The sequence below is a fragment of the Streptomyces sp. NPDC001156 genome (assembly GCF_053598275.1).
Map to the genome: position 1 here is coordinate 1 of NZ_JBSFJX010000188.1, position 15,612 is coordinate 15,612.

Below are 15,612 nucleotides of genomic sequence, written 5' to 3' on the forward strand. Positions count from 1 at the left end.
ATAGGTGGTCTCCACCTGCCACCTGCGGTGGTAAAGATCCACTAGTTCACGGGCGAGGCAGACGAACTGCCGATCAACCAAACGCGACGGTATTGCACTGCACGTCGGCTGTCCCGTGCGCGTGCCGAATGCGAACAGGGCCGCCACTCCGGATGCGGCGCTCAGAATGTTGGTGTGCACCCGCACCACTCGCCAGCCTCCGCTCGCCGGGACGGCGGATGCTCCACCACGCGATGCTGTTCGAACGTGTCCAATCAGTGCTCTGGTGGGGCGGTGGCTTCGGAGCCGGCAGCCGCGGGTCCCGGCTCCTGTCCCGGCAGTGCCTCCCACGGCACCTGACGCGCGCGCAGGTCGGCACGGATGCGCCGGGCGAGCCTTGCAGTGTCGTAGTGGTTCAGCGAGGTGCCGATGGCCGCGCCGACCATGAAGGGCATCAGCATGGGGATCCTGCGGACGGTGAGCCCGATGAGCCGGCGGCGCAGTTCCTTTCTCACGCGCACGCTGAGCATGACAGTGACCGCAGAGGCCGGTTTCGTGATGTTCAGGCCGCGCCCCTCGGTCCACTCCGCGAGATACAGTGCGGCACGCTGTCGAGTGGTTCCGGGGGCGCGCAGGCCGTACACCTCGTGCAGTTCGGCGATGAGCTTGCATTCGACGGTCGCCGTTCCAAGGATGCTGGCGGCCAGCTCAGCGGGCATCGCGGGAGGAGTGGGCAGCGCCGCCGCGGTGCCTACACTCGCTCCCACGGCCTCGGTGCCCCGCACCGCGCCGGCGACCAACCGGTCGGCAATCTCTTCCGGGCCCAGGGCGGGGAAGTGCTGACGCAATGTGTTCAGATTGCGGACCTGGATGCGCGAAACTGCCTCGATCAGCTGGTCCGCGACGGAAGGGGAGACCAGCGACCATGCATGGGGCTTTACCTCGGGCGACATAGCGCACCATCCGTTGCGGCGGCGCCAATGCGACGACCGCCTGCCCACCTCGTACCCCCTGTTATGCCGGTATTCACTCCTCACGGTCGAGCCGGCCTGTTCCCGTCTTGGAAGAGGGTGTCAGCTCAGCGAGCCCCGACTGCAGCGTGGGCGACGCCGAAGCGGACCCGGAGCGATGCGTGGCGCCCTGCGCGGGTGCCGCATGCGTCGTCGGGTCGCAGGCGCCAGTGCGACGCCGAGAGCGCCGAGACATGCGAGGGTTGCGAGACAGGCGCGGGCTGGGAGACGTGAGAGCTTGGTGCACACCATGCTGAAACTGTCCATCACCGCACCCGCCCGGCTGCCATCGCTCCCGCAAGTCAGCCCTCCTCCGCCAGCAGCAGAGCACGGCACTCCTCCACATCGAAGCCCGCCGCCGGGTACTGGGGGTCCAGCTCGCGCAGGCATTCCAGCAGGAGCCTGCTGATGGCCCAGTTGCGGTACCACTTGTGGTCGGCCGGGACCAGATACCAGGGCGCGGCCGGGGTCGCGCAGCGGGTCAGGGCCATCTCGTACGCCCGCTGGTAGGCCGGCCATCGGGCTCGTTCGTCGATGTCGCCGGGGTTGAACTTCCACCGCTTGTGCGGTGTGTCGAGGCGTTTCAGCAGTCGGCGCAGCTGTTCGTCGTACGAGATGTGCAGGAAACACTTGATGATCGTCAGCCCGTCGTCCGTCAGGGACGTCTCGAATCCGTTGATCCGGTCGTAGCGGCTCTCGAACTCGCCGGCGGGGGCCAAGGAGCGGACCTTGGCGATCAAGACGTCCTCGTAGTGCGAGCGGTCGAAGATGCCTATCTCGCCGGGGCGCGGGAGCGCCCTTGCTACCCGCCAGAGGAAGTCGTGCTGCCGCTCCTCGAAGGTGGGGGCCTTGAAGGCGTGGATGCGGCAGCCCGCCGGGTTGAACAGGCCGATGACGTGCTTGACCGTGCCGCCCTTGCCGCTGGTGTCCATGCCCTGCAGCACCAGCAGGATCCGTCGGCGGTCCCCGGCGGTCGCCGCCGCCCACAGGCGTTCCTGCAGGCCGGCCAGCTCCTTGCCCATTCGGGCGGTGGCCGCGAGCCCGGCGGCCTTCGTGTCGGGGCCGCCGGGAGGCGCGCCGGTGTCGTACGCGGACAGGTCGACCGGCTCGCCGACCGGGAGGCGGAGCAGATCACGCAGCGGGGCCCCGTCCCGCTTCCTCTCCATGGCGCACCTCCTCCTCGCGCCGTTCCCCCGATGGTGCGCCGGGGCGACGGACCGCGCCACGCGTCCCAGAGACCGGTGCCCGACCGGGCGACGATGCCGCCGATGCGGCGCAGCGCCACATGGCCGCCACGGCCTCCTTGGGGCAGATCACCGCCTGGTACTGGACCAGAGACGCGGCCGGGCCCGCAGCCCCTGGTCCAGCTCCAGTGGCGGCTCCGGCTGGCCGTTCAGCGGGACCGGGGGAAAGACGCGCACCAACTTTCCGGTGACCGTGATGCCCGGCAGCGCCAGTGCCGCGCGCCCGCGGCCACCTTGCGGATCAGGCGGGGCCTGCCAGTCACGCACCGTTGCCAGCCCTCGGACGGTATCAGCCGGCCCCGTACTGCCTCGTCGCCTGTGTATGCCACGAACGGCATGTCCGGCCCGCGCGAGTCGGACCGGACGACCGCCTTCGTCGGAGAAGTCATGCATCCTGACCGGGCACGATAGATGGCCCCGATGGACAGCTTGAATGCTCAGAAGCGGCATGCCGGGGTTTCAGCGAGCCTGAGCCCGGGCCCGCGCTCGGAGAGGAGCGCTGCCAGTGCACCGCCCACCCTAGGGCGCCCGGGTTCCAGTCCTCGTGGACGGCGGCCAGCTGTGCCGCACGCCGCGCCACCCGCTGAAGGTTCTTACCGAGATCGCCCTGCTTGCGGCAGTAGGCCAGCCATTGCCCGACCGGCTTGTCCAGCATCGTCGCGTTGACCGGGGCGGACAGCGTGCCGGTTTGCGCGTAGTAGGCGCGTGCGGCGGCAGGTTCTCCTCCCACCCGGCCTCCGACGGATCCCAACCATCCCGAGGGCGTCCAGGGCCTGGGAGGTCGCCGCCGCCTGAATACTGATGCCGGACGGCGGGTCCGTCCGCTTCCACAACTCCCCCGGCCCCGGCGACCGCGATACTGCGCCGCGCCCGCGACTGCTCCGTGCTGAGAGCCTCTCCTGTATCCCTTCGGAGATGCCGGTATCCACGGCGCCCCGGCGGGAAGCCCGTCTGGGGCCCACCCGGCCAGGCCCCGCTACGACGTTTCAGGGCAACGGCCAGCCGCTGACGCCCGCACGTGGATGTGATCGGGCAGCCCGGCGGGGAGGACTGCCGTGTGATGGTTAGTGGTAGGCGCTGACGGCGTCGAGTACAGCCTGTGTCTAGCGGTCTTGTGCCTTGCGGGAGGCGGGGTTCCCGGTGGAGTGGCTGGCTTCGGTGGCGGCCCAGGTGGCCAGGAGTTGCAGGAGGTCGTGGTCGGGTGTGCCGGGGGCGGCGCTGTAGGCGGTGAGGGTGAGCCCTGGCTGGGCGGGGAGTTCCATGGCGTCGAAGTCGAGGGTGATGACTCCGACGGCGGGGTGGCAGAACGACTTGCGGCCGGTGTGGTGGAGGCGGACGTTGTGCTTGGCCCAGGCGGTGCGAAACTCTTCGCTGCGGGTGACGAGTTCGCCGATCAGGCCAGTCAGCTCAGCGTCGTGGGGGGCGCGCCCGGCTTCCGTTCGCAGCAGGGCGACGGTGGTGTTCACGGACTCCTCCCAGTGGGGGAAGAAGTCGCGGCCTCCTGGCAGCAGGAACTGTGAGCGGGCGATGTTGGTCGTCTGCGCCTCCGCGTTCGGGAACAGGGGCGCGTACAGGGCGCGGCCGAGGACGTTGGTGGCGAGAATGTCCAGTCGGCCGTTGCGGATGAAGGCCGGTGAGTCGGTCATCGAGCGCAGGACCCGCAGGACACTGTCGGGCAGCGGCCCGCGGGGGCGGCGGGTGCGGCGGGCCGGCCGCTTGGCGGCCGCGCGGGCCAGATCGAAGAGGTGAGCGCGTTCGGCGTCGTCGAGTTGAAGGGCGTTCGCGACGGCGTCGATGACTTCCTCGGAGGCACCGGCGATGTGGCCGCGTTCCAGGCGGACGTAGTAGTCGATGCTGACGCCGGCGAGCAGGGCGACCTCCTCGCGTCGCAGACCGGGCACGCGCCGGTTGCCGCCGAAGGCGGGCAGGCCCGCCTTCTGCGGGGTGATCTTGGCGCGGCGGGAGGCTAGGAACTCGCGGATATCACTCTCGGTACTCACACCTTCCAGGCTATGGCGGTCGCTGCCCGTGTGGGGGGGCCTGTCAGTACCTGTAACGGCAGACCCTTCTCCACCTCTATGAGCTGCAGTTTCCTCGATATCAGCGCGCCGCGTCCGCTCCAGGCAGATGGCCCGGGTACACGGTTCGGCGGCTGCCAGATCTTCGCCTCCGCCCCACAGTGAGTTGTGTGGCTGGCGAGCAGTCTTTCGATCAAGGAGTCGTCTCTCATGGCAAAGCAGTCCGCGCCCCAGGAGCTGGCCGGCATCGCACCGAAGCTGGTCGAGGTCACCAATGACGTGCTGTTCGCGGACGTGTGGGAGCGCCCGGGGCTCGCTCCGCGGGACCGCAGCCTAGTCACGGTCAGCGTGCTGGCCGCCCTGTACCGCAGCGAGCAGCTGCCCTATCACCTGGGCGTGGCGCTGGACAACGGACTCACGGTGGAGGAGCTGTCCGAGGCGATCACACACCTGGCCTTCTACGCCGGATGGCCCAACGCCATGACCGCGATCACCCAGCTGAAGAAGATCACGGACGAGCGTTCCGCCTGATCACGCCGCATGCAGCGCAACGATGCCCCGCACGGTCAGCGGGGCGGATCGAACCAAAGGAAAGAACGAGATGGCTGCCAACGATTTTGATCAGATGTTCCCGCTCGGGGAGAAGAACGAGGCCTTCGCGCAGTACTTCATCGGCCAGAGCTACCTGGCTCCGCTCGCCTCGGGGAGCGTCCCCGTCAGCAACGTCTCCTTCGAGCCGGGCTGCCGCAACAACTGGCACATCCACCACGGCACGGCCGGCGGCGGTGACCAGATTCTGATGTGCACGGCGGGCAGCGGCTGGTACCAGGCCGAGGGCGAGGATCCCGTCAGCATGGAGCCGGGAATGGTGGTCCGCGTTCCGGCGGGCACGAAGCACTGGCACGGCGCGAAGGCCGACTCGTGGTTCTCCCACGTCGCCTTCATCACGCCGGGCGAGGACGTCAGTAACGAGTGGCTCGAGCCGGTCACCGACGAGGTGTACGGGCGGCTGCCGTAGAAGGGAACGAACGCATGACCATCTTGGACGAGACCTACACGCTGGCAGGCGGCCTCGAGGTTCCCAAGCTGGGGCTCGGCACCTGGTTCATCGACGACGACAAGGCGGCCGACGCGGTCCGCGTGGCCGTTCAGATCGGCTACCGGAACATCGACACCGCCCAGGCGTACGGCAACGAGCGCGGTGTCGGCGAGGGGGTGCGCACCTCGGGGGTGTCCCGCGAGGAGCTGTTCGTCTCGACCAAGCTCGCTGCGGAGATCAAGGACTACGATCAGGCGTTGGCCGCGATTGACAGCTCTCTTGAGAAGCTGGTCATGGATTACGTCGACCTGATGCTCATTCACAGCCCGCAGCCGTGGGACGACTTTCGCGGCGGCGACTACGCCCAGGGCAACCGGGAGGCATGGCGGGCCCTGGAGGACGCCCACCGGGCTGGCAAGATCCGCTCCATCGGCGTCTCCAACTTCCAGCAGCACGACCTGGAGAACATCCTGCAGGGCGCGACCGTCGTCCCGCACGTCAACCAGCTGCTCGTGCACGCGGGCAACACTCCCTCTGAGCTACTGGCCTACTGCGAGAGCAAGCAGATCCTCGTCGAGGCGTACTCGCCGATCGCCCACGGCGCGATCCTGAAGAACGCCGAGGTCCAGGCGATGGCAGAGAAGTACGGCGTGTCCGTCCCGCAGCTGTGCATCCGCTACACCCTGCAGCTGGGCACCGTGTCGTTGCCCAAGACGGCGAACCCCGACCACATGCGCTCCAACGCCCAGGTCGACTTCGAGATCTCTGACTCGGACATGGACGCCCTGCGGGGCCTGCGCGATGTGGACTACGGCGAGCACAGCGCCTTCCCCGTCTACAGCGGCAAGTGACGTCGGAGGAGCGCTACCTCGCGCAGTCGCGGATCGGACGCGACGGCATCCACGCCGAGGCGGCGTTGACTGACACGTCGGTCCGGGCCGTGCGCCGCGCGGTGCGCGACGTCTTCCGGACCGCGCGGGCGGGCCGGCCCGCTGCGAAGTGATCTCTCATCACGCACGTCGGTCCTGACCCCGGTCTCCTCTTCCGTGACGCCCCGGCCCCGCCCTTTTGTAGGGGCCGCACGTTTTCTGACTGAAGAAAGGCAGCACCATCATGCGCGGAGCGATTCTCCACGCCCCCGGCGACGTCCGCTTCGAGGAGCGCGACGACCCGAAGATCATCGAGCCCACGGACGTGGTCATCCGCACGACGGCGACCTGCGTGTGCGGGTCGGACCTGTGGGACTACCGCGGCATCAACCCGGTCGAGCAGCCCACTCCGTTCGGCCACGAGTACGTCGGCATCGTCGAGGAAGTCGGCGCGGACGTGAAGAACGTTCAGCCCGGCCAGTTCGTCATCGGGTCCTTCTTCGCCTCCGACAACACCTGCCCGAACTGCCGCAACGGCTACCAGAGCAACTGCCTGCACCGCGAGTTCGTCGGCGCCGGCGGCTGTCAGGCCGAGAAGATCCGCATCCCGCTGGCCGACGGCACGCTGGTCGCCACCCCCGAGGTGCCTGACGAGAAGTACATCCCCAGCCTGCTGGCCTGCTCCGATGTGATGGGCACCGGCTGGTACGCGGCCAAGGCCGCCGAGGTGGGCCCCGGCGACACCGTCGCGGTCGTCGGTGACGGCGCGGTCGGCCTGTGCGCCATCATCGCCGCCAAGGAACTCGGCGCGGAACGCATCATCGCGATGTCGCGGCACGAGGCCCGCCAGAAGCTGGCCCGCGAGTTCGGTGCCACCGACATCGTCCCCGAGCGCGGCGAGGAGGGCGTCGCCCGCATCAAGAAGATGACCGGCGGCATCGGCGCCGACCGTGTCCTGGAGTGCGTGGGCAACGAGCAGTCGATGCAGCAGGCCCTGAACTCCACCCGCCCCGGCGGCAACGTCGGCTTCGTCGGCGTCCCGCACGGCGTCTCCCTCGACGGCGAGAAGCTGTTCTACTCCCACGTCGGCCTGCGCGGCGGCCCCGCCCCCGTCCGCGACTACCTCCCCCACCTGATCGACCTCGTCCTGTCCGGACGCATCAACCCGGGCAAGGTCTTCGACCTGGAACTCCCCCTGAACCAGGTGGCCGAGGGCTACAAGGCGATGGACGAGCGCCGCGCCATCAAGACTCTGCTCAAGCCCTGACCCGTAGCACTGCCGGGACGCTGGTGCGGCCGTCAAGCGTGACTGCGCACCAGCGCCACCGCAGCAACCACTGCACCTTTTCGCGTGATGGGGAGATGTTCTTCGTGCTGGCAATCGGGCTGACCTCCTACGGCCCCCCGACGTACTGCACCCGGTGGAGGTGGACGAGCCGCACGCCGCGGCCGGCCAAGTCCGTATCCGGGTGCGTGCTGCCGGGGTGAACCCGGCCGATGTGATGCTGCGCGACGGCTCACTCGCCGACTGGTACAGGGATGTTCAGCCGCCGTTCGTGCCGGGCATGGATGTCGCCGGGACGCTGGACGAGGTGGGGCCCGACCTACCGGACGGTTTCGGCCTGCGGGTGGGGGACGACGTCGTCGCCGTGGTCGACAATCACGGCCGTCACGGCGGCTACAGCTCCCTCGTGGTGGTCCCGGCCGCCTCGGTCACCGCCAAGCCCGCAGGAGCCGGGTATCCGCAGGCGGCGTCGTTCCTGATGAACGCCCTGACCGCCCGCTGCGCCCTTGACGCGCTGGCCCTGCCAGCCGGGGCGACGGTGCTGGTGACCGGTGCCGCCGGCGCGGTCGGCGGCTACACCGTGCAGCTTGCCGCAGCCGCAGGGCTCATCCCCGTCGCGGTGGCCGCCGGCGCCGACGAGGAGCTGGTGCGCGACTTCGGTGCGCGGCATTTCGTCGGCCGCGACAGCCCGGTCACCGAGCAGGTCCGTGAGCTGGTGCCCGGCGGTGTGGACGGCGTGGTCGATACGGCGATGCTGCACGAGGCCGTCGCTCCGGCGCTGCGTGACGGGGGCGCCATGGCGGTGCTGCGGTTCTGGGACGGCGCCCCCGGGCGCGGTATCACCGTGCACCCGGTCAACGTCCGTGACCACGTCACCGACCACGCCGCGATCGAGGTCCTGCGCGAACAGATCGAGCAGGGCGTCCTCGACCTGCGTGTCGCCGCCACCCTCCCCGCGGAGAAGGCCGCCGAAGCCCACCGACGGCTGGAGCAGGGCGGAGTGCGAGGACGCCTCGTCCTTGAATTCCCGACCCACCCGTAACCACATCCGTGATCGACACCCCCGGGGCCCTTGCCGCTGAAGGAGCGGTCGGCGCACTGTGGCCCGGCCTCCCTCCCTGCAACCTCGCGCCCCGGGGCGAGGAGAGAACAATGAACCCCACCTACGACTTCATCGGGCAGGTCGCGCTGGTCACCGGCGCCGCCTCGGGCATGGGCCTGGCCACCGCCCGCGCCTTCGCCCATGCCGGCGCGGCCGTCGTCTTGGCCGACCTCGACCGCCAGGCCGCCGAGGCTGCGGCCCAAAACCTCACCGACGAGGGCCATCAGGCCCTCAGTGTCGGCTGCGACCTGGCGGACGAGGACCAGGCCGCGGCCATGGTCGAGCGAACGGTGCAGACCTTCGGACGCCTGGACATGGCGTTCAACAACGCCGGCATCCAGGTCCCGCCGACCGACGCCGCCGAGGAGCGGGCAGAGGACTTCGACCGCGTCAACGCGGTCAATCTGCGCGGCATCTGGACGTGCCAGAAACACGAACTGCGCCAGATGCGCACCCAGGGCTCAGGCGCGATCGTCAACTGCTCCTCCCTGGGCGGGCTGGTCGGTCTGCCCGAACGCGCCGCCTACCACGCCTCCAAGCACGGCGTCATTGGGCTGACCCGCAGCGCCGCGGTCGAGTACGCCGCCCGGGGCATTCGCATCAACGCCGTGTGCCCGGGCACGATCGACACGCCGATGGTCGCCGGCATGCTCGAAGGCCAGGCAGAGGCCATGGCCGAGATCCTGAAGCAGCAGCCGATCGGCCGCCTGGGCACCGCCGACGAGATCGCCAACGCCGTGCTGTGGCTGTGCAGCCCTGCCGCCACGTTCGTCATCGGCGTCGCCCTGCCCGTCGACGGCGGCTTCACGGCCCACTAAAACCGCCGAGCCCTCCCAGGTTCCTGCGCCCGCACCGCAAGGGGCCTGGGAGGCACTGCCAGTACCTGGTACAGCGGTGCCTTCCCCGCGCACCCCGGCGGCGGTTCCCTGAAATGACCGCCCACCGTAAGTGGCCCACGGCCTGGCACGACTGCCCCTCACTTGCTCCTGGAGCTGCACCCCATGTCCCTGCCTGCTTCCCCCTCCTGCAGTGGCGGTCTCAGCGTGCCCAAACGGCACGGGCACCCGGCGGCGGCGCTGGCCGCGGCCCTGCTCGGCTTCTTCGTGATCACACTCGACGCGCTCGTCGTCAACGTCGCCCTGCCCGCGATCCGCAGCGACCTGGGCGGCGGCATCACGGGCCTGCAGTGGGTCCTGGACGGCTACACCCTGATGTTCGCAGCGCTGCTGCTGTCGGCCGGCTCCCTGTCGGACCGCATCGGCGCCCGCCGCGCTTTCGGGCTGGGACTGGCCGTGTTCATCGCCGCCTCCATCGCCTGCGGCCTGGCACCCACCCCCCCGGTGCTGGTCGCCGCCCGCCTCGTGCAGGGCGCCGGCGCCGCCGCCATGATGCCCACCAGCCTGGCGCTGATCCGCGAGGCGTACACCGACCCCGTTAAGCGGGCACGGGCGGTCGCCCTGTGGGCGGTGGGAGGCGCTATCGCCTCGGCGGCCGGCCCCGTCGCCGGCGGCGCGGCCAGCCTGATCAGCTGGCGGATGATCTTCTTCATCAACCTGCCGATCGGCCTGGTCGCACTGCTGCTTCTCGCGCGCACCGGCCCCTCCCCGCACCGACCGGCCCCCTTCGATGTGACCGGGCAGGTCACCGCGGTCCTCGCCATGGGCGCACTGACCTTCGGCGCGATCGAGGCCGGCGAACGAGGCTTCACCGCCCCCGTCGTGTGGATCGCGGCCCTGATCACCCTGGTGGCCGCTGCCGTGTTCCTGCGCGCGCAGGCCCGAGGCCGGGCTCCGATGGTTCCCCTGCCCCTGCTGCGCCACCGCACCGTGGTGATCTCCTGCACGGCCGGGTTCGCGTTCATGGCCGGCTTCTACGGCATGGTGTTCCTCTTCAGCCTCTACCTCCAGCAGCAACGGGGCCTGTCCCCGCTGGCCACCGGAGCGGCGTTCGTGCCGATGACGGTGCTGTCGGCGTTCATCAACCCGCTCTCCGCGCGGGCCGCCGAACGCTTCGGCCCCCGCGTGCCGATCAGCTGCGGTCTGCTGCTGATGGCGGCCGGGCTGATCACGCTGGCTCTGGTGCCCGAGGCGACGCCGACCTGGGCGCTGGCGGCGCTGATGCTCCCGGTCGGCCTGGGCGGCCCGCTGGCCATGCCGCCCACCACCGCCCTGCTCGTCAACAGCGTGCCGGCGCAGCGGACCGGCACGGCCAGCGGCGTGTTCAACACCTCCCGCCAGCTCGGCGGCGCCCTGGCCGTCGCAGTCTTCGGCGCGCTGCTGGCCGGCCAGAGCCACATGCTGACCGGCGTGCGCACCAGCCTGCTGCTGGCCGCCGCCGTCGTCGGCGCCGCGGGCATCGCGGCCTGTTTCCTACGCCCTGCCGCGGATCACTCGACCGGCCCCGCCCGGGCTCCCGCCGCCCGAACCACAGAAGCAGAAGGATCCCTGCCGCACCCCGCCCAGCCCCGCACAGCGAAGGAGACCACCCCGTGACTACCTGGAACCCGCACGCACTGGAGCACCTCGCCGCCACCGACGAACTGCACATCGCTCCCCGCCGCAGTGACGGCTCGCTGCGCAAGCCGGCCACCATCTGGGTCGTCACCGACGGCGATCAGGTGTTCGTCCGCTCCTGGCGCGGCGCCGACGGCGCCTGGTGGAAGACGGCGCGCACCACCGGCACCGGACACATCAACGCCGGCGGGATCGATGCCGACGTCTCCTTCACCCCGGTCACCGACCCCGCCGCCAACGACCGCGTGGACGACGCCTACCGCGCCAAGTACGGCCGCTACACCGGCTACGTCGAACCCATGACCGCCGAGCAGGCCCGCGCCACCACCCTGCGCCTGACCCCGCAGACCTGACCCGACACCCGCCACGCGCCCCTTCAGAAACCGGAGACGCCTTTCATGACCACCCTCGCTCTCATCGGCGCCGGACCCGGACTGGGCGCTGCCGTCGCCCGCCGTTTCGGCCGCGAAGGCTTCGACATCGCGCTCATCTCCCGCAGCCCCGAACACCTCGACGCACTGGCCGCCGACCTGCAGCAGGACAGCATCACCGCGCAAGGCTTCGGCGCCGACGTACGCGATCCGAAAGCCCTGAGCGCGGCCCTGGACGCGGCCACCAGCACTCTCGGGCCCATCGAAGTCCTGCAGTACAGCCCCGTCCCGCACAAGGACTACATGAAGCCCGTCCAGCGCACCCGCCCCGAGGACCTGCAAGGCCCCCTGGCCTTCTCACTGTTCGGACCGATGACGGCCGTCGAGCAGGTCCTGCCCGACATGCGGCAGGCCGGCCGCGGAACCATCCTCTTCGTCAACGGCGGCAGCGCCGTACGCCCGCACCCCGAACGGGCCGGCACCTCCATCGCCTTCGCCGCCGAGAGCGCCTACGCCCGCATGCTGCACGACAGCCTCGCCGCCGACGGCGTGCACGTCGCCCAGCTGATCATCCCCGGGGCCATCACCCCCGGCGACGAGCACACCGACCCCGCCACCCTGGCCGACACGCTGTGGACGATCCACCAGCAACGCGGCGACTTCCGCCACTACGCCTCGCCGCTGGACATCTGATGCCTCCCTTGCCGCGAAGGATCGGGACAGCAGGACCAGCCACGCGAAGATCCACGTGGCGATCAGGTAGAGCATTCGTACGAGCACAAGGTCCGATGGTGCCCGATCGGCCTGCGGAGCGTCGCCCCAGGTCACGGGCTGTGCAGCCATTCTGAAGCAGTACGGGCCCACTGAGACCACCGGGCAAACAGTCATGCGCACGCACATCCTGACCTGCTGTTTATTTACCGTTCGAGGGCACGGATGGGGTTTCGGCCCGTCGGCGACAGGAGCGCTCGCGTCGGTCCTCCGCAGCGGTGGTGGTCAGGTCAGGAGACCTCCCCGGGTGGCTCGGGCAGCCCGATCAGGACCAGCGTCACGTCGTCGTCATGGGGAGCCGCGTCCGGACTGAGGGTCTCGACCAGCCGGGCCGCGGCCCGATCGAGGGTCGCCGGATCTGAGGGAGCGTCCTTCAGCGCGACATCGAGAGTGCGGGCGAGGATGTCGATCTGCTCCTCGATGTCGGTGCCGGGCCTTTCGACGAGACCGTCGGTGTAGAGCGCGAGAGTGCTGCGCGGCGGCAACGGCAGGCTCGTCTGCCGGAACGGCACGGCGCCGCAGCACGAATCGTTGACGCCAAGAGGTACACCGACTGCTGCCTGCAGCCGGTGAGCGGGCCCGTCAGGGGATAGGGCGATGACCGGCAGGTGGCCGGCCGAGCACAGGGTGACCTCGTGGATGCTCTGGTCTATCACCAGGTAGACGCAGGTGACGAGCTGGTCCTCCATGTCGCTGACGAACGCGTCTAGCCCGGTGATGAGTCGGCTGGGTGGCATGCCCGTGCGGGCCAGCGCGTGGGAGGCTGCGCGCAACTGGCCCATGACGGCTGCCGCCTCCAGGCCGCGGCCCATCACATCGCCTACGACGATGCCGGTGCGGTTCCGGTCCAGCGGGATGATGTCGAACCAGTCGCCGCCGACTCCAGGGTCCTGGACGGACGCCAGGTAGCGGTGCGCGCTGGGCAGGCCGGGCAGACGGGGCGGCTCGCCGATGAGGCTGTGCTGCAGGGTGTAGGCGATACGTCGGTGCTCCTCGTAGCGCTCGGCGCGTTCGACCTCGGCCTGCCGGCGTTCGGTGATGTCCCGTACGGTCAGGAACACCAGCGTCTGCTCTCCGGCCTGGAGGCTGCTGACGCTCACCTCGACGGGGAACTCACCGCTTTCGCTGTGCTGCCCGTACAGTCTCCTGTCCAGGACGATCGGCTTCGGGTCTGCCTGGCGTAGGTAGGCGCGGAGGAGCGCGTCGTGGCGTCGGCGTCGCGGGGCAGGCACGAGATCGATGACCTGAGTGCCGACGAGGTCGTCCGGTGCATGGCCGAACAATCGTTGTACCTGTTTGTTGGCCATGACGATGGTGCCGTGGCCGTCCGTGATCAGAGTGGCGTCGGGCGCGGATTCCAGAAGGGCGAGGAAGCGCTGGTTGGCCCGGCGGACCTCGCGCTGCGCCGCGACTCGTTCGGTGATGTCGGTGACCACGCCGCACATGGCGTAGGGGCTGCCGGACGGCCTGGTGAGTGGGAACAGGCAGGTGAGGCAGTCCCGCGGCCCTTCCGGCAGGGCGAGAACCTCCTCCCGCTGCACGGGCGTGCCCTGCGCCAGCATGGCGAGGTCTGCGGCCCGTGCCTGATACGCGAGGTCGGGTGGCATGACGTCCAGGTCCCGGCAACCCAGTACCTGTTCCCGGGGCAGGCCCAGGCTCTTCTCGAACGTCGTGTTGACCGCCAGGAAGCGACCGTCCAGGTCCTTGATGAACACCACCGCAGGTGTGTGGTCCATGAACGCCTGCAGCAGTTCGTTCTGTCGCACCTGCCATTCGGCCTGGGCGTGCGCCACCTCGACACGGCGGCCCACGACCAATGTCGCGAAGATGACCGCGGTGAACACGGCCACGTGCCCACACACCAGCAGCGCGGTACCCAGACGCGTTCCGAACAGCCTGGCGTCCTCACCGGCCAGGACGAGTCGGCCCAGAAGCGGGGGTACCACCAGGATGGTGGTGAACAGTCGGCGCCCCAGGGCGCCCGTGGTGCCCGCGTTCATCAGCAGTCCGGCAGGACCACTGTCCGGCCGGACGAGGAAGGCGGCGATGCCCAGCAGCACCAGAGCCAGCCCGGTGTACAGGGCCATGCCCTTGTAGGCTCCGAACCGTTCCAGTTCGGGAACGGCGTAGGCGAACCCGTACAGCCGCAGCATTCCCAGGGCGAGAACGGCCAGGCCCAGAACCTGACTCGCCCAAGCGGGGACTCGGGACACGCTTGCGCACAGGGCCGCCACGCCCCCGATCAACAGAGCTGAAGCCGTATTCGGCGCCGTCCGTCCGGGCATCTCTGTCGCCACCCGCGCCGTGTCGTCCTTGAAGAGCAGTTCATCGATGCCCAGGCCAGCCCCGGTCACGTACTCCACGATGGTGAGCCCGCCGATCAAAGCGGCCAGAACCGCGGCCGCACGGGCCGCAGTGATCGCCCACCGGGTGACGCGTCCGCGAGCCACCAGAAACAGGGAGACACCGAGTGCCAGCAGAGCCACGGCGGTGTTCGCGGTCATGGTCGCGTCGGCACCGGACACGCGCCTCAGGACGTCGACACCGAGGATCCAGCCGGACAGACCCGCCGCGCCCAGTACAGCGCCCGCCAAGGCGGTGCCCTTAGCCACAGCGCGCGCAGCGTCCAGGGTGGACCGCCGGTACGGCAGGTCCGCGGTCTGCTCTGCGCCGAGTGCGCCAGGCAACTCGGGCATCCGCTGCCCTTTCGTCACTAAAACTCTTCTTGCTGAACAAATAGTCAAATGTGTACTACTAGCCTAGATACTCTGGCGGACCCGTCGCCTGCTGATGCCGTGTGGCCCGGTCGCGCCGGCACCGACCAGCTCAGCCCATGGCAGGAGGGGCTACAGGCTCCGGCCGGGATCCACCGGAGGGGCCGAACTCCACGGTCGTCCGCGGCTTGCACCCTGCCCGCTTCGGCCGTGGTTCGCCACGGCTTCGCCCGGCACACCCTGGACGGTGCCGAAGTCCGCGCCGCCCTGCTCGACCTGGTCATCCAGCTCGGGCGGCTGCTGCGCCAACGGGGTCAGGCAGCCCGCGGCCTGACGCTGACGTTGCGGTTCGTCGGCAAGGGCCGCTGGGAGAAGACGCGCCGCCTGCCGCAGGCCTCCGCGCACGACGACGATCTGCGCCTCCTGGCCTACCAGTTGATGGATGCCGCAGGCCTGCAGCGAGGCCGGCTCACCGGGATCACGCTCAAGTCGGAAGACCTGGGGGATGCCGATCAGGTTGCCGAACAGATCAGCCTCGATGGGGCCCGCGAGGCCCGCCTGGTCGCCGAGGCCGTCAGCGACCGCATCCGCGACAAATTTGGGGCTCTCCCGGCATCGGTGTGGGTCAGCCGGTGCGAGTGGGGGGTCGCTCCCACGGCAGGACGAGGGTGATGGGGCCGCAGGTGAGCATGACCAG

At 69.8% G+C, this 15,612-nt stretch carries 16 protein-coding genes; 11 read left to right on the forward strand and 5 right to left on the reverse strand.

From position 1 onward, the window contains the following. The 4 genes from ACWDA7_RS41680 to ACWDA7_RS41695 all read right to left on the reverse strand — a co-directional run. The coding region (locus ACWDA7_RS41680) for a hypothetical protein (RefSeq protein ID WP_450611907.1) at positions 1-189 on the reverse strand (189 nt) is incomplete at its 3' end. 65 nt (positions 190-254) lie between these two features. Next, complete coding sequence (locus ACWDA7_RS41685) at positions 255-980, reverse strand: hypothetical protein (protein ID WP_450611909.1); 726 nt, start codon at positions 978-980, stop codon at positions 255-257. Between the two features lie 311 nt (positions 981-1,291). After that, positions 1,292-2,155, reverse strand: a complete 864-nt coding sequence (locus ACWDA7_RS41690) for a PPK2 family polyphosphate kinase (protein ID WP_450611911.1) — start codon at positions 2,153-2,155, stop codon at positions 1,292-1,294. 1,181 nt (positions 2,156-3,336) lie between these two features. Then, positions 3,337-4,233 carry a helix-turn-helix transcriptional regulator gene (locus tag ACWDA7_RS41695; protein ID WP_450611913.1) on the reverse strand — a complete coding sequence of 299 codons (897 nt, stop codon included), beginning with the start codon at positions 4,231-4,233 and terminating at the stop codon, positions 3,337-3,339. Between the two features lie 228 nt (positions 4,234-4,461). On the opposite strand from ACWDA7_RS41695, the gene ACWDA7_RS41700 reads away from it, so the two are divergent. The 10 genes from ACWDA7_RS41700 (at position 4,462) to ACWDA7_RS41745 (ending at position 12,123) form a co-directional block, all read left to right on the forward strand. After that, positions 4,462-4,782: a carboxymuconolactone decarboxylase family protein gene (locus tag ACWDA7_RS41700; protein WP_450611915.1), complete on the forward strand. Its 321-nt coding sequence runs from the start codon at positions 4,462-4,464 to the stop codon at positions 4,780-4,782. A 70-nt stretch (positions 4,783-4,852) separates the two neighbouring features. After that, the gene (locus ACWDA7_RS41705; protein WP_450611917.1) at positions 4,853-5,269 is read left to right on the forward strand and encodes a cupin domain-containing protein; all 417 of its coding nucleotides are present in this window, start codon (positions 4,853-4,855) and stop codon (positions 5,267-5,269) included. 14 nt (positions 5,270-5,283) lie between these two features. Then, entirely contained in the window at positions 5,284-6,141 is an 858-nt protein-coding gene (locus ACWDA7_RS41710) for an aldo/keto reductase (RefSeq protein WP_450611919.1), read from the forward strand. Further along, positions 6,138-6,293: a hypothetical protein gene (locus ACWDA7_RS41715; RefSeq protein ID WP_450611921.1), complete on the forward strand. Its 156-nt coding sequence runs from the start codon at positions 6,138-6,140 to the stop codon at positions 6,291-6,293. The genes ACWDA7_RS41710 and ACWDA7_RS41715 overlap by 4 nt, the downstream gene beginning before the upstream one ends. Positions 6,294-6,403: 110 nt before the next feature. Then, a complete protein-coding gene (locus ACWDA7_RS41720; RefSeq protein WP_450611923.1) occupies positions 6,404-7,426 on the forward strand; it encodes a zinc-dependent alcohol dehydrogenase family protein in 1,023 nt (340 codons plus the stop codon). A 154-nt stretch (positions 7,427-7,580) separates the two neighbouring features. Beyond that, on the forward strand, positions 7,581-8,486 hold the full coding sequence (locus ACWDA7_RS41725) for an NADP-dependent oxidoreductase (RefSeq protein WP_450611925.1): 906 nt from the start codon (positions 7,581-7,583) through the stop codon (positions 8,484-8,486). A 110-nt stretch (positions 8,487-8,596) separates the two neighbouring features. Further along, positions 8,597-9,364 carry a glucose 1-dehydrogenase gene (locus ACWDA7_RS41730; protein WP_450611927.1) on the forward strand — a complete coding sequence of 256 codons (768 nt, stop codon included), beginning with the start codon at positions 8,597-8,599 and terminating at the stop codon, positions 9,362-9,364. A gap of 183 nt (positions 9,365-9,547) precedes the next feature. After that, entirely contained in the window at positions 9,548-11,038 is a 1,491-nt protein-coding gene (locus ACWDA7_RS41735; RefSeq protein WP_450611929.1) for an MFS transporter, read from the forward strand. After that, positions 11,035-11,412 (forward strand): DUF2255 family protein, encoded by a 378-nt coding sequence (locus ACWDA7_RS41740; RefSeq protein ID WP_450611931.1) that lies wholly within the window; start codon positions 11,035-11,037, stop codon positions 11,410-11,412. Before ACWDA7_RS41735 ends, ACWDA7_RS41740 begins: the two co-directional genes overlap by 4 nt. Positions 11,413-11,457: 45 nt before the next feature. Beyond that, on the forward strand, positions 11,458-12,123 hold the full coding sequence (locus ACWDA7_RS41745) for an SDR family NAD(P)-dependent oxidoreductase (RefSeq protein WP_450611933.1): 666 nt from the start codon (positions 11,458-11,460) through the stop codon (positions 12,121-12,123). A 308-nt stretch (positions 12,124-12,431) separates the two neighbouring features. Here the strand turns inward: ACWDA7_RS41745 and ACWDA7_RS41750 are convergent, their stop codons facing one another. After that, complete coding sequence (locus ACWDA7_RS41750) at positions 12,432-14,897, reverse strand: SpoIIE family protein phosphatase (protein ID WP_450611935.1); 2,466 nt, start codon at positions 14,895-14,897, stop codon at positions 12,432-12,434. A gap of 228 nt (positions 14,898-15,125) precedes the next feature. Here ACWDA7_RS41750 and ACWDA7_RS41755 point away from each other — a divergent pair, with 228 nt between their 5' ends. Continuing rightward, positions 15,126-15,587: a DinB/UmuC family translesion DNA polymerase gene (locus ACWDA7_RS41755; protein ID WP_450611937.1), complete on the forward strand. Its 462-nt coding sequence runs from the start codon at positions 15,126-15,128 to the stop codon at positions 15,585-15,587. Positions 15,588-15,612 lie beyond the last annotated feature (25 nt).

Coding starts and splice junctions, on each gene's coding strand:
- ACWDA7_RS41735 (WP_450611929.1), top strand. CDS start 9,548: ATGTCCCTGCCTGCTTCCCCCTCCTGCAGTGGCGGTCTCAGCGTGCCC.
- ACWDA7_RS41730 (WP_450611927.1), top strand. CDS start 8,597: ATGAACCCCACCTACGACTTCATCGGGCAGGTCGCGCTGGTCACCGGC.
- ACWDA7_RS41750 (WP_450611935.1), bottom strand. CDS start 14,897: ATGCCCGAGTTGCCTGGCGCACTCGGCGCAGAGCAGACCGCGGACCTG.
- ACWDA7_RS41745 (WP_450611933.1), top strand. CDS start 11,458: ATGACCACCCTCGCTCTCATCGGCGCCGGACCCGGACTGGGCGCTGCC.
- ACWDA7_RS41700 (WP_450611915.1), top strand. CDS start 4,462: ATGGCAAAGCAGTCCGCGCCCCAGGAGCTGGCCGGCATCGCACCGAAG.
- ACWDA7_RS41690 (WP_450611911.1), bottom strand. CDS start 2,155: ATGGAGAGGAAGCGGGACGGGGCCCCGCTGCGTGATCTGCTCCGCCTC.
- ACWDA7_RS41720 (WP_450611923.1), top strand. CDS start 6,404: ATGCGCGGAGCGATTCTCCACGCCCCCGGCGACGTCCGCTTCGAGGAG.
- ACWDA7_RS41705 (WP_450611917.1), top strand. CDS start 4,853: ATGGCTGCCAACGATTTTGATCAGATGTTCCCGCTCGGGGAGAAGAAC.
- ACWDA7_RS41710 (WP_450611919.1), top strand. CDS start 5,284: ATGACCATCTTGGACGAGACCTACACGCTGGCAGGCGGCCTCGAGGTT.